The following is a 12,837-nucleotide window of genomic DNA, read 5'->3' as shown; positions in this document are numbered from 1 at the left end:
ACAAGCCTTCATCGAGGAGAACCCGTCGTGCTGCTGTCACTGGTCATCGTCTACCTGCTGGTCACCATCGGCATCGGCCTGTACGCGGCCCGGCGGGTGAAGAACACGACCGACTTCGCGATCGCCGGCCGGCATCTGCCGCTGTTCATGATCGTGACCACCACCTTCGCCACCTGGTTCGGGTCGGAGACGGTGCTGGGCATCCCGGCCAAGTTCATCGAGGGCGGCCTGGGTGGCGTGGTGGAAGACCCTTTCGGCGCCGGCACCTGCCTGATCCTGGTGGGCCTGTTCTTCGCCGGCAAGCTCTACCGCATGACGCTGCTGACCATCAGCGACTACTACCGTGAGCGCTATGGCCGCTTCATCGAGGTGGTGTGCTCACTGATCATCATGCTGAGCTACCTGGGCTGGGTGTCGGCGCAGGTCACGGCGCTGGGGCTGGTGTTCAACCTGCTGTCGGGCGGCGCGGTGAGCGTGCCGTGGGGCATGGTGATCGGCGTGATCTCCATCCTGGCGTACACGCTGTTCGGTGGCATGTGGTCGGTGGCGGTCACCGACTTCGTGCAGATGATCATCCTGGTGGCGGGCCTGTCGATCATCGCGGTCTTCGCGGGCAACATGGCCGGCGGCGCCGACAAGGTGATCGACCTCGCCGCCAGCAAGGAACTCTTCAAGTTCTGGCCCGAGCCCACTTGGCACGACATCGTCTTCTTCTTCGCGGCGGCCATCACGATGATGCTGGGCTCCATCCCGCAGCAGGACGTGTTCCAGCGCGTGATGTCGGCCAACAGCGCCAAGGCCGCCACGCGCGGCCCGGTCATCGGCGGCGTCGCCTACATCCTGTTCGCGGCCGTGCCCATGTTCCTGGTGGCCAGCGCGCTGATCATCATGCCCGAGCAGACCACGGCGCTGCTCAAGGAAGATCCGCAGAAGGTGCTGCCCACGCTGGTGATGGAGAAGATGCCGTTCATCATGCAGGTGTTCTTCTTCGGCGCGCTGCTGTCGGCCATCAAGTCCACCGCCTCGGCGACGCTGCTGGCCCCCAGCATGACCTTCACCGAAAACATCTGGCGCCAGTTCCGCCCCCAGGGCACTGATCGGGAGAACCTGCGCACCATGCGCATCACGGTGCTGGTGTTCAGCGCGGCCGTGCTGGCCTATGCCATACGGATGCAGGGCACCTCGATCTATGAGCTGGTGTCCGGCGCCTACCAGGTGCCGCTGGTGGGTGCCTTCGTGCCGCTGGTCTTCGGCCTGTACTGGAACCGGGCCACCACGCAGGGCGCGGTGGCGGCGGTGCTGCTGGGTGTCGGCGTCTGGCTCGCAGGGCTGGCGCTTCCGTGGGGTGAGGTGTTCCCGGCCCAGCTGGCCGGCGTGCTGGCTTCGGCAGCGGGGATGGTCGTCGGTTCTTTGCTGCCCCAGTGGATGGCCAACCGGCGCATGCCGCACCGGATGCTGGCTGGCGAATAAGGCGCTGCAGGCGCCGGCCCTCGCCACCCCGGGCTGGGGAAAGCCTCGGGCCGGCGCCTATAATCGCGGGCTTTGCGCGGCGGCCGCCGGCCGCCCGTTTCACGTCTTCCCCAGCAGCTTTTTCCATGCCCATCTACGCCTACAAATGCAGCGCCTGCGGCTTTGCCAAGGATGTGCTGCAGAAGATGTCGGATGCGCCGCTCACCGTCTGCCCTTCCTGTGGTGCGGCCTCTTTCAGCAAGCAATTGACCGCCGCCGGCTTCCAGCTCAAGGGCTCGGGCTGGTACGTCACCGATTTCCGCGAGGGCGGCTCCAATACCGGCAAGTCCGGTGGAAGTGCGCCAGCACCTGCGGCCGCGCCTGCCGGCAGCGATGCGGCCGCCCCGGCAGCGTCGTCGCCCGCGCCTGCGGCATCGCCGGCGCCTGCTGCCCCCGCACCCGCCCCGGCGCCCGCCGCCAAGGCCGACTGACCCTCGCCTCGCACGTCGTCGCACCATGCTCGCCCTGCGCAAATGGCTCCTGTCCGGCCTCCTGGTCATCGTGCCCCTGGCCGTGACCCTGGGCGTGCTCAACTGGATCGTCGGCACGCTGGACCAGACGCTCTGGTTGCTGCCCGAGCAGTGGCAGGTCTGGCTGTCCGACCACCGGATCCGTGGCCTGGGCGTGCTGCTGACCCTGGCCATCCTGCTGGCGGTCGGCGCCGTGGCCAGCAACTTCATCGGCAAGCGGCTGCTGGGCTGGGGTGATGCGCTCGTGCGCCGCATCCCGGTGGTGCGCTCCATCTACTCCAGCGTCAAGCAGGTCTCGGACACGCTGTTCTCCGAAAGCGGCAATGCCTTCCGCACCGCGGTGCTGGTGCAATGGCCTCGCGAGGGCATGTGGACCATCGCCTTCGTCACCGGCGCACCCGGCGGCGACGTGGTCAACCACCTGCACGGCGACTACCTGGGCGTGTACGTGCCCACCACGCCCAACCCTACGGGCGGCTACTTCGTCATGCTCCGGCGCAGCGACTGCATCGAGCTGAAGATGAGCGTCGACGAGGCGCTGAAGTACATCGTCTCGATGGGCGTGGTGGTGCCGGGCGGCCCTGCCGCGCTGCCCACCAAGCAATCCTGACATCACAAACAAGAAGGCGCCCCGCGCGGGGCGCAGGAATCCAAGCATGGCCCTGCGGTATCACTACTGCGGTCTCGTGACCGAGGCTCTGATGGGCGAAACCGTCACCCTGTGCGGCTGGGTCAATCGCCGGCGTGACCATGGCGGCGTGATCTTCGTCGACCTGCGCGACCGCGAAGGCTATGTGCAGGTGGTGTGCGACCCCGACCGCGCCACCACCTTCGCCGCGGCAGAAGGCCTGCGCAACGAGTTCTGCGTGCAGGTCAAGGGCATCGTGCGTGCCCGGCCCGAGGGCACCACCAACGACGCTCTCAAAAGCGGCAAGATCGAGGTGCTGGCGCACGAACTGAAGGTACTCAACCCGTCCGTCACGCCGCCCTTCCTGCTGGACGACGACAACCTGTCGGAGACCACCCGCCTCACCCACCGCGTGCTCGACCTGCGCCGCCCCGCGATGCAGAAGAACATGATGACGCGCTACAAGGTGACGATGGAGGCACGCAAGTTCCTCGACGCCAACGGCTTCATCGACATCGAGACGCCCATGCTGGGCAAGTCCACGCCCGAGGGTGCGCGCGACTACCTGGTGCCCAGCCGCGTGCACGACGGTGCCTTCTACGCGCTGCCGCAGTCGCCCCAGCTCTACAAGCAGATGCTGATGGTGTCGGGTTACGACCGCTACTACCAGATCGTCAAGTGCTTCCGCGACGAAGACCTGCGCGCCGACCGCCAGCCCGAGTTCACGCAGATCGACATCGAGACATCCTTCCTCACCGAGGACGAGATCCGCGACATGTTCGAGGGCATGATCCGCAACGTCTTCCGCAACGTGGCCGACATCGACCTGGGCGTGTTTCCGGTCATGAGCTACGGCGACGCGATGTTCAAGTACGGCTCCGACAAGCCCGACCTGCGCGTCAAGCTCGAGTTCACCGAGCTGACCGAGGTGATGAAGCGGGTGGAGTTCAAGGTCTTCGCCGGCGCGGCCAACATGGACGGTGGCCGCGTGGTGGCCCTGCGGGTGCCCGGCGGCGGCGCGGCTGAGGGTGGCCTGTCGCGCGGCGACATCGACGGCTACACCGAGTTTGTCAAGATTTACGGCGCCAAGGGCTTGGCCTACATCAAGGTCAACGACTGGTCGCTGGGCCGCGAGGGCCTGCAGAGCCCGATCGTGAAGAACCTGGACGACAACGCCCTGGGCGAGATCATCGCCCGTACCGGCGCGCGCAACGGCGACCTGATCTTCTTTGGCGCCGACAAGGCCAAGGTGGTCAACGACGCCATTGGCGCGCTGCGCGTGAAGATCGGCCAGAGCGCCTTCGGCCGCAAGAACGGCCTGTTCGAGGATCGCTGGGCACCGCTGTGGGTGGTGGACTTCCCGATGTTCGAGTTCGACGAGGACAACCAGCGCTGGAGCGCGGTGCACCATCCGTTCACCAGCCCCAAGGATGGCCACGAGGACCTGATGGACACGGCGCCCGAGAAGTGCCTGGCCAAGGCCTACGACATGGTGCTCAACGGCATCGAGATGGGCGGCGGTTCGGTGCGTATCCATCGCGAGGAAGTGCAGAGCAAGGTGTTCCGCGCTCTAAAGATCTCGGCCGAGGATGCGCAGCTCAAGTTTGGCTACCTGCTCGACGCGCTGCAGTACGGCGCGCCCCCGCACGGCGGCATCGCCATCGGCCTGGACCGCCTGGTCATGCTGATGACCGGCGCCGATTCGATCCGCGACGTGATCGCCTTCCCCAAGACGCAACGCGCGCAGGACCTGCTCACGCAGGCCCCCAGCGCAGTGGACGAGAAGCAGCTGCGCGAGCTGCACATCCGCCTGCGCAACCCGCATCCGGTCTGAGGACTGGCCCGGCCGCCGCGGTCCCACGTGCGGGGCCACGGTGGGCGGGCGCCCCGTCTCCCGATCATGGCCACGGACATGCCGCCGACGGCCTACAAGATCCCGCAGTCGGTGCTGGTGGTCATCCACACGCCGGCGCTGGAGGTGCTGCTTATCCGCCGCGTCGGCGTCACGCCGCCGTTCTGGCAGTCGGTGACTGGCAGCAAGGATTGGCCTGAAGAAAGCTGGTCTGCCACCGCCGTGCGCGAGGTGGCCGAGGAGACCGGCATCCGCTGCGGTCCGGGCACATCGCTGGCCCTGCAGGACTGGGGCCTGGAGAACGTCTACGACATCTACCCGCGCTGGCTGCATCGCTATGCGCCGGGCGTGACGCGCAACACCGAGCATCTCTTCGGCCTGTGCGTGCCCGAGGCCGTCACGCCAGTCCTCGCGCCGCGCGAGCATGACGCCTGGCAATGGCTGCCCTGGCGCGACGCGGCCGATGCCTGCTTTTCCCCTTCCAACGCGGAAGCCATCCTGCTGCTGCCACAATTTCGGGCATGACTGCTGCGCATCCCACGAGCGACTCCGGCCGGGCCGAAAGCGAGTTCGGCGCCCTGTCGACGCTGCGGGTGGCCACCTACAACATCCACAAGGGCGTGCAGGGCGTGGGCCCGGCGCGGCGGCTGGAGATCCACAACTTGGGCCATGCCGTCGAGCAGCTCGACGCCGACCTCGTCTGCCTGCAGGAGGTGCGCAAGCTCAATCGCCAGGGCGAACGCCGCTTCGCCCGCTGGCCGGAGCAGCCGCAGGCCGACTTCCTCTGCCCCGAGGGCTACCGCGCGGTCTACGAGACCAATGCCTACACCCGCCACGGCGAGCACGGCAATGCGCTGCTCACGCGCTGGCCGGTGGTGCGCCATGGCCATGAGGACATGTCGGACCACCGCTTCGAACAGCGCGGCCTGCTGCATGTGGAAGTGACCGTCGGCAGCCAGCCGGTGCATGCCATCGTCGTGCACCTGGGCCTGATCCGCGGCAGCCGGGTGCGGCAGGTGGCGCAGCTGCAGCGCTACATCGAACGCGAAGTGCCGCCCGGCGAGCCGCTGGTGGTCGCGGGCGACTTCAACGACTGGGGTGCGCGCATGCGACCGGCCATGAACGACGTGGGCCTGGTCGATCTCGTGATGCCGCGGTGCGCGACCTATCCCTCGCGGCTACCGCTGGCGCAGCTGGACTTCATCTACGGCCGTGGACTGCGGCCCGTCTCGCTGTCGGTGCCGCGTGGCCGCATCTGGGCGCGCATGTCGGACCACTTGCCGCTGGTGGCCGAGTTCGCGCTCGACTGAGGTTTTGCACGGCACAGGTCGCTACGCGACGCGCCCCGCCCGTGGATCACAGCGGCCTGTGCCCGCACGTGGGATTGCGCGCTGCGCGCCCGTGGTCAAAAAACCCTGCTGTTACGATTCCTGCATGTTGACCCCAGCCCAGCCCGAGGACCGTCCCGCCGCAGCGGCGAGCGACGAGGGCACGCCCGTTTCCGTCAAGATCCGCGAGCGCCTGAAGGCCGCGCGCCATCGCTTCCACGCCAACGACAACATCGCCGAGTTCATCGAGCCGGGCGAGCTGGAGGCGCTGCTCGACGAGGTCGAGGTCAAGATGCGCGATGTGCTGAACAGCCTGGTGATCGACATCGACAGCGACCACAATACGGGCAACACGGCCCGCCGCGTGGCCAAGATGTACCTCAACGAGGTGTTCCGCGGCCGCTATGTGCAGGGGCCCAGCCTCACCGAATTCCCCAATGCCGAGCGGCTGAACGAACTGATGATCGTCGGCCCGATCACGGTGCGCAGTGCCTGCTCCCACCACTTCTGCCCCATCATGGGCAAGCTGTGGATCGGCGTGATGCCGAACGAGCACACCAACGTGATCGGCCTGTCCAAGTACGCGCGCCTGGCTGAATGGGTGATGGGCCGGCCGCAGATCCAGGAAGAGGCCGTGGTGCAGTTGGCTGACCTGATCCAGGAGAAGACCCAGCCCGACGGCCTGGCCCTGGTGATGGAGGCCGAGCATTTCTGCATGCAGTGGCGCGGCGTGAAGGAAACGGACAGCAAGATGATCAACTCCGTCATGCGCGGCGTCTTCCTCAAGGACCCGAACCTGCGCCGCGAATTCCTCGCGCTGCTTCCACGCAAGGGGTGAATGCCATGCTCGTGCGCCTTCTCTACGCCAGCCGCGCCGTCGACGTGTCGCCGGGCGCGCTCGACAGCATCCTGTCCACCGGGCGGGCCCACAACACGGCCTCCGGCATCACGGGCATCCTCTGCTACGGGGGTGGCGTGTTCCTGCAGGCGCTGGAGGGGGGGCGCATGGCGGTCAACGCCCTTTACGCCCACATCCTGCAGGACCCTCGCCACAAGGATGTGGTGCTGCTGCACTACGAAGAGATCCAGGAGCGCCGATTCGGCGGCTGGACCATGGGCCAGGTCAACCTGAACAAGCTCAATGCGACGACGGTGCTCAAGTACTCGGAACGTCCCGAACTAGATCCCTACGCCGTTTCCGGCCGGGTTTCGCTCGCGTTGCTCGAAGAGCTGATGGCCACCGCGGCCATCGTCGGCCGTCCCTGAAGGACCTCGCTGCCACGCCGGCAGTCCAGCGCACCGTGCGCCTGGTCGGCTGCGATTTCTCCAGCACGCCCACGCGTCGCAAGCCCATCGTCATGGCGTGGGGGCGGTGCGAGGGCGACGAGGTGTTCGTGGAATCGCTCGAAGCCTTTCCAACACTGGAGGCCTGGACCGACCGGCTGATGGCCGAGCCGGCGTGGGCTGGCGGATTCGACTTCCCCTTCGGCCTGCCTCGGGAGTTCGTGGTGGCCCAGGGCTGGCCACTGGACTGGGCCGCATGCATGGCGGTCTTTGCCGGATTGAGCCGTGCGGCGCTGCGCGATCGCTTCGTCGCCTTCTGTGCCGCACGACCGGTGGGTGGCAAGTTCGCCCACCGCGCCACGGACCGGCCGGCGGGGTCGAGCCCGTCGATGAAGTGGGTCAACCCGCCCGTCGCCTGGATGATGCATGCGGGCGTGCCGCGCCTCCTGGCGGCTGGCGCATGGCTTCCGGGACAGGGCGGCCTGCCGGGGTCGCGGAAGGTCGCCCTGGAGGCCTATCCCGGCCTCGTGGCGCGCGACCTCTTGGGTGTGCAGAGCTACAAGAGCGACGACCGGGCCAAGCAGACCGTCGCACGTCGCGAGGCGCGCGATCGACTGGTCAGCCGGCTGGAGGCGGGAGAAGGGCGGCTGGGTCTGCGCCTTGCATTGACGCCCACGCTCCGCGATGCCCTGGTGGCCGATGCAAGCGGCGATTCGCTGGACGCTGCCCTGTGCCTGATGCTGGCCGCTTGGGGAGCGAAGCGGGCCAGAAGCGAAGGGCCGGGGTATGGACTCCCGGCCCTGATGGACCCGCTCGAAGGCTGGATCGTGGGCGCCTGACCAGCGCCTCTGGTGACGACGGCGGGCTTACTTGCCCATCCAGTCGCTCAGCTCGTCGGCATGCTCTTCCTCGTCGGCAAGGATCTCTTCGAGCATGCGGCGGGTCGTCGGGTCCTTGTCGCCGATCAGGGCCACCATCTGACGGTAGCTCTCGACGGCGATGCGTTCGGCCTTGAGGTTGGCACGGACCATGGCCTGCAGATCCTTGGACTCGTCGTAATCGGCATGACTGCGCTTCGACAGGCTGTCAGGCTGGAAGTTGGGCTCGCCACCCAGCTGCACGATGCGTTCGGCGATCCGGTCCGCATGGGCCGATTCTTCGTTCGCATGCACCAGGAACTCGTCGGCGATGGCGGGCGACTCGACGCCCTTGGCGGTGAAGTAGTGGCGCTTGTAGCGCAGCACGCACACCAGTTCGGTGGCGAGCGCATCGTTGAGCAGCTTGACGATGTCGTCGCGCCACGGGCCGTAGCTGGGCGTCACTGCGCCATCGTCCAGGCTTTTCGCCGCGGCGTCGATGGCCTTTTGATCGAGTTCGAGGCGCTGGCGCGCTGCAAGGGTGTCGTTCATGGCATTTCCTTTCGTGGGGGAGGTTCTGTTTCTGGGCGGGACATGGCCAAGGTGGTGATGAGGTCGGCCACGTCGGAAGTGCGCAGCAGCAAGGCGAGCAGGGCAGTCCCCGACAGAAGGCGCCAGGGACGCGTCAGTGCGAGCAACGATCCCGCCGCTGCGGCCCCGGCCAACAACTTGGCGGGATGCCGACTCGCGTAGCTCTGCAACAGGGGGTGTGCCAACTGGCCCGCTGCATGAAGCGGGTGACGCTGCCACCACCGCCGTGCCATGTTTCGGCCCATGTCCAGCCACGGCAGGCTTTTCAACACCGATGCGCCGCGAAAGGCCGCCTTCTGAACCGGCCGTGCACTGCTGGAGCGGGTCGGACGAGGCGGGGGAGGCGGAGGAAGAAGGGCGTCGAGCAACGCGAGACGGGACTGTGCCAGCCGTTCCTGAGGCGTCAGCGGGACGCCAGGCGAATCGACAGCGTCAACGTTCGGCATGGCCGCTTTCGGAGAGGGCATGGAGCACCTGCATGTCTTCGGCTGCCTGATTTTTCAATCCAGCAAACAGGGGGAGTTGGGGTGGTCTCAACGCAAGCACGACACCGAGAAGCATCAACAGCAATGCAATCCCGGGCACAACCAACAGCACCCACTCGAATCGTCCGTGAAGCATACCCAGCATGACGGCTACGCCGCCCCAACCCAGCGTGAACAGGGCACCGAGCAAGGCGATCACGCCGCCAATGGCGCGCGTGACCACCGACCGGCCGGCCTCCGCCATCTCAACCTTGGCGAGGGCCAGGTAGTTGAGGAGGTGGCGCCCGACGAGCGCAGGGTGCCGCAGCGCCGCAGAAATGACGGGATGGAGCATGACCGATCTGGGCGCCGCGGTATCGATCAGTAGTCGTCGCTGCTGCGGCGGCTGGCCAGCACGATCAAGGCCGTGATGGCAGCGCCCGCTGCCGCGGCAATCAGTACAGAGCGCACCGGCTGATCGGCGATGTAGCGGGTGGTGACGGTCGCGGCTTCGCCGAAGCGTTCCTGTGCGCGACTCGTGGTCTTCGACGCGGCCTCCAGACCACGCTGCACGGCCTGCTGGACACGCGACGCGATCTGCTCCACCGTCGGCTCCACTTCCCCGCGCAGTTGGCGCACCTTCTGGCCCGTCGCATCGACGGCGTTCTTGGCGTAGTTGCGCGTGCTGTCTGCCGCGTCCTGGGCGGCACCGCGCAGCTCGTCGGCAAGTTGGGAGGGGGTCTTGGCGGTCGAGTTCATGAGGAAGTCCTTTGGATGGGGGAGAGAAAGAGATCAGTTCGTCGGAGGCACTCCGACGCGCAAAGATGCTATCGCCTCAGCGCCGGCGCAACAGGCCCGCGATGAAGCTGGCGATCGTCAGGATGGCGAAGATCACGAACAGGAGCTTGGCGATGCCCACGGCGCCGGCCGCGATGCCACCGAAGCCGAACAATGCGGCCACCAGTGCGATGACGAGAAAAACAACGGTGTAATGAAGCATGGCAGGCTCCTTTCATGCTGGTGCAGCCCTGAGCCCTGACGGGGCGCTTGAGGCGGCTGCACCTTGTCTTTGCCGATGGCGAAATCTTAGGAGCGCGCCCTTGCGGGACCTGTCAGCAGCGGGGTCCGGGGGGCGTAGGAAAGCGGCGAATGGCGGCGCCTTCCGGCCCCTTCGCGCGCCGCTCGATGGGGCGCCTGCTAGTGCTTGGGCATCACCGCATGCAGGCGCGTGCCATGCCCGGGCGTGCTGTCCACCATGAGCTTTCCACCAGCCGCCTGAACGCGGTGGCGCATGCCTGCAAGCCCATGGCTGGGACGGGTGGCCTGTTGCTGCAGGTCGAAGCCTCGGCCGTTGTCACTGACTTCGACTTCGACGTGGTTGTCGTAGTCCTTGAGGACGATGGTGGCTTCCTGCGCGTGCGCGTATTTGCCGATGTTGGTCAGGCCTTCCTGCACCATGCGGTAGATGGTGAGTTGTCGCGCCTCGTCCAGATCGACCGGCTCCAGCGCCATGTCCACCTGGATGCCCGAGCGCTCGGCGAATTCACGCCCGAGGATCTCCAGCGAAGCCACCAGCCCCAGATTGGACAGCGACGAGGGCCGCAGGTCTTCGATGATGCGCCGCTTGAGCGCAATGCCCGAATTCAGCAGCTCGGTCAGGTGGGCCAGACGTTGGGCAGCGTCGGGCGAATCGCCCAATCTCGACTTGAGCCGGGCGACGTCGAGCTTGGCCGCCGTGAGCAGAGCGCCGAGTTCGTCATGCAGTTCGCGCGCAAGATAGCCACGCTCGGACTCGCGCACTTCCTGCAGATGGGTGGCCAGTTCGGCCAGCGACGCGGTGCGGTCGCGCACCTCCAGCTCCAGGGAATTGCGTTCGCGTTGCAGCGCCTGCTGCTGGCGCTCGTTGGCCTGCTGCAGGGCCGATGTCTGGCGCAGGTACAGCACGAAGGCCAGCAGGGCCGCCAGCACGATCAGGCCGATGCCCACGCGGGCGAGACCCAGCGCCTGGGCGATCTGCAGCCTGCCGTCTTCCACGGAGCGTGTGCTGAGCGCCATGAGCGCATCCGCTTCCTGCCGGATGCCCTGCATTTCCTCCCGTCCCACATCCGTGCTGAGCACGAAGCGGGAGGCATCCGAATTGCCGGTGCTCAGCATGCGGACCGTCAACTCCATTTCAGCCAGCTTGCGGGACAGGTGGTTGCCGAGCGCAGCGAGATGGGCTCGCTCCACCGGCTGGTTTGCGTAGAGCGTGCGCAGGCGGTCCAACTGCTTGGGCAGCTCGGCGACCGCCAGGTCGTAGGGCTCGCGATAGCGCGGATCGCCGGTCAGCATGAAGCCGCGCGTGCCGGTTTCGGCGTCTAGGGTATAGCGCAACAGCAGATGGATGGACAGCCGTGCATCCTGCGCCCGACCGATTTCTTCCAGCGCCTGGTTCGATCGGTGATAGCCCGACTCGTTGAAGGCGACGAGTGCGAACGCGGCCAGGACGGCCAGGCTCAGACTCAAGGCTTTCTTCTTGTAAGCCAACATCGACAGCTTGTGTTTCAGCATGCGTGAGAGGGAATCGGGCGGCCTATTTATTGAATAATGTTTGTCAACGAAAGCTACTTGGGCAGCGGCAAAAGGCCCGTGCGACTCAACAAAGGCAACAAATGATCAAGATTGGCATTGTGGACGACCATGCGATCGTCCGGTCCGGACTGAAGCAGTTTTTCTCCGAGCACGTGGACCTTCGCGTGGTGGGAGAAGCCGCCACCGGCCGCGAGGCCATCGAGCTGGTCCGCACCACCGAGCTCGATGTGCTGGTGATGGACTTGTCGATGCCCGGCCAAAGCGGCATCGATGCCCTGGCCATGATCCGCGCCAAGGCGCCCGACGTGGGCATCCTGATCCTGAGCGGCTACCCCGAAGAGCACTACGCGATGAACCTCATCCGGCAGGGCGCCAGCGGCTATCTCAACAAGGATTGCGATCCGATGGAGATCGTCAATGCGATCCGCACCATCTCGCTGGGCCGTCGCTACATCACGCCGGCGGTTGCCGAACTGCTGGCCCGTCAGCTGGATCGCAAGGACGACGCGGCCCCGCACGAACAGCTGTCCGAGCGGGAGTTCCAAGTCTTCCTCAAACTGGCCAAGGGCGAGACCGCTGGCGAGATTGCCAAGACCCTGTCCCTGTCCGTGAAGACGGTGAGCACCTATCGCACCCGCCTGATGGAGAAGATGAATCTCTCGTCGAACAGCGATCTGACCTACTACGCGCTCAAGAACAAGCTGATCGATTGAGCCACGAGTGATGCGCCGGAGAGGCGCATCCTCCGAATCGAACCGCGCCAGGCCCCGCTTGGCGCGGTTCTGTTTTTTGAGGCGCTCAGTGAGGCGCCGAGCGTTGGGAATGGGCCAAGCAATAGTCCACCAAGGCGTCGATCTCATTGGACTTGTCGAAAACGGCGTCGACGCCGAGCTGGGCGCAGCGGCGGCGGATGTCGGGGGTGGCGTAATTGCTGAGCACGACGACCTTCTGCTGGGGACGGCGTTCGCGACAGGCATGGAGTACGCCAAGACCGCTCCCTTCTTTGAGAAACAGATCCACGATGGCCAGCTGCCAGTCGCCACGATGGTCGCGCAGCCACTGGCGCGCGTCTGTCTCCGTCTCTGCGTATCCCACGGCACTGACCGGGGTGAGTTCTTCGAGGGTGCCCACCAGGTTCTCGCGGATGGTGACGTTGTCTTCGACGATGTAGGTGGGAAGTCTTCCGCTCATGATGGGTGGGGACGCTGGGCAATGCTTCCGCAGGGATAGCGGCGGGGAGCAAGGTGGCAGACACGGCCCGATGCTGGTATTGGCGAGATCGT

The 12,837-nt window shown here is 66.3% G+C and carries 16 protein-coding genes; 10 read left to right on the top strand and 6 right to left on the bottom strand.

Translation table 11 applies throughout. From position 1 onward, the window contains the following. Nucleotides 1-27 precede the first annotated feature (27 nt). The 9 genes from QZ772_RS14415 to QZ772_RS14375 all read left to right on the top strand — a co-directional run bounded on the left by QZ772_RS14415 (nt 28) and on the right by QZ772_RS14375 (nt 7,910). Nucleotides 28-1,470, top strand: a complete 1,443-nt coding sequence (locus QZ772_RS14415) for a sodium:solute symporter family protein (RefSeq protein ID WP_295527485.1) — start codon at nt 28-30, stop codon at nt 1,468-1,470. Between the two features lie 125 nt (nt 1,471-1,595). Beyond that, on the top strand, nt 1,596-1,940 hold the full coding sequence (locus tag QZ772_RS14410; protein ID WP_295527483.1) for an FmdB family zinc ribbon protein: 345 nt from the start codon (nt 1,596-1,598) through the stop codon (nt 1,938-1,940). 25 nt (nt 1,941-1,965) lie between these two features. Further along, nucleotides 1,966-2,589 (top strand): DUF502 domain-containing protein, encoded by a 624-nt coding sequence (locus QZ772_RS14405; protein ID WP_295527481.1) that lies wholly within the window; start codon nt 1,966-1,968, stop codon nt 2,587-2,589. 46 nt (nt 2,590-2,635) lie between these two features. Beyond that, nucleotides 2,636-4,441 carry an aspartate--tRNA ligase gene (gene aspS / locus QZ772_RS14400; RefSeq protein ID WP_295527478.1) on the top strand — a complete coding sequence of 602 codons (1,806 nt, stop codon included), beginning with the start codon at nt 2,636-2,638 and terminating at the stop codon, nt 4,439-4,441. A gap of 66 nt (nt 4,442-4,507) precedes the next feature. Next, nucleotides 4,508-4,984 (top strand): dihydroneopterin triphosphate diphosphatase, encoded by a 477-nt coding sequence (gene nudB, locus QZ772_RS14395; protein ID WP_295527475.1) that lies wholly within the window; start codon nt 4,508-4,510, stop codon nt 4,982-4,984. After that, nucleotides 4,981-5,769 carry an endonuclease/exonuclease/phosphatase family protein gene (locus tag QZ772_RS14390; RefSeq protein WP_295527472.1) on the top strand — a complete coding sequence of 263 codons (789 nt, stop codon included), beginning with the start codon at nt 4,981-4,983 and terminating at the stop codon, nt 5,767-5,769. Before nudB ends, QZ772_RS14390 begins: the two co-directional genes overlap by 4 nt. A 124-nt stretch (nt 5,770-5,893) precedes the next feature. Next, complete coding sequence (gene folE / locus QZ772_RS14385; protein WP_295527469.1) at nt 5,894-6,625, top strand: GTP cyclohydrolase I; 732 nt, start codon at nt 5,894-5,896, stop codon at nt 6,623-6,625. A 5-nt stretch (nt 6,626-6,630) separates the two neighbouring features. Continuing rightward, nucleotides 6,631-7,053: a BLUF domain-containing protein gene (locus tag QZ772_RS14380; protein ID WP_295527467.1), complete on the top strand. Its 423-nt coding sequence runs from the start codon at nt 6,631-6,633 to the stop codon at nt 7,051-7,053. A gap of 35 nt (nt 7,054-7,088) precedes the next feature. Continuing rightward, nucleotides 7,089-7,910: a DUF429 domain-containing protein gene (locus QZ772_RS14375; RefSeq protein WP_295527462.1), complete on the top strand. Its 822-nt coding sequence runs from the start codon at nt 7,089-7,091 to the stop codon at nt 7,908-7,910. 27 nt (nt 7,911-7,937) lie between these two features. On the opposite strand, the gene QZ772_RS14370 is transcribed toward QZ772_RS14375, so the two are convergent. From QZ772_RS14370 to QZ772_RS14350, 5 genes are all read right to left on the bottom strand, one after another. Further along, nucleotides 7,938-8,480, bottom strand: a complete 543-nt coding sequence (locus tag QZ772_RS14370; RefSeq protein ID WP_295527459.1) for a ferritin-like domain-containing protein — start codon at nt 8,478-8,480, stop codon at nt 7,938-7,940. 471 nt (nt 8,481-8,951) lie between these two features. After that, nucleotides 8,952-9,338, bottom strand: a complete 387-nt coding sequence (locus tag QZ772_RS14365; RefSeq protein ID WP_295527455.1) for a hypothetical protein — start codon at nt 9,336-9,338, stop codon at nt 8,952-8,954. A gap of 26 nt (nt 9,339-9,364) precedes the next feature. Continuing rightward, a complete protein-coding gene (locus QZ772_RS14360; RefSeq protein ID WP_295527452.1) occupies nt 9,365-9,742 on the bottom strand; it encodes a hypothetical protein in 378 nt (125 codons plus the stop codon). A gap of 76 nt (nt 9,743-9,818) precedes the next feature. Continuing rightward, nucleotides 9,819-9,983: a DUF1328 domain-containing protein gene (locus QZ772_RS14355; protein WP_017761762.1), complete on the bottom strand. Its 165-nt coding sequence runs from the start codon at nt 9,981-9,983 to the stop codon at nt 9,819-9,821. Between the two features lie 197 nt (nt 9,984-10,180). After that, complete coding sequence (locus QZ772_RS14350; protein WP_295527449.1) at nt 10,181-11,533, bottom strand: CHASE3 domain-containing protein; 1,353 nt, start codon at nt 11,531-11,533, stop codon at nt 10,181-10,183. Nucleotides 11,534-11,634: 101 nt separating this feature from the next. Between QZ772_RS14350 and QZ772_RS14345 the strand changes: the two genes are divergently transcribed. Then, nucleotides 11,635-12,267 (top strand): response regulator transcription factor, encoded by a 633-nt coding sequence (locus tag QZ772_RS14345; protein WP_017761764.1) that lies wholly within the window; start codon nt 11,635-11,637, stop codon nt 12,265-12,267. Nucleotides 12,268-12,352: 85 nt separating this feature from the next. Here the strand turns inward: QZ772_RS14345 and QZ772_RS14340 are convergent, their stop codons facing one another. Beyond that, nucleotides 12,353-12,745, bottom strand: a complete 393-nt coding sequence (locus QZ772_RS14340) for a response regulator (protein WP_295527446.1) — start codon at nt 12,743-12,745, stop codon at nt 12,353-12,355. Between the last annotated feature and the right edge of the window lie 92 nt (nt 12,746-12,837).

This window comes from uncultured Pseudacidovorax sp. (assembly GCF_913773995.1).
Taxonomy (GTDB): Bacteria; Pseudomonadota; Gammaproteobacteria; order Burkholderiales; family Burkholderiaceae_C; genus Xenophilus.
This window is presented reverse-complemented; position numbering and strand designations above follow the sequence as displayed.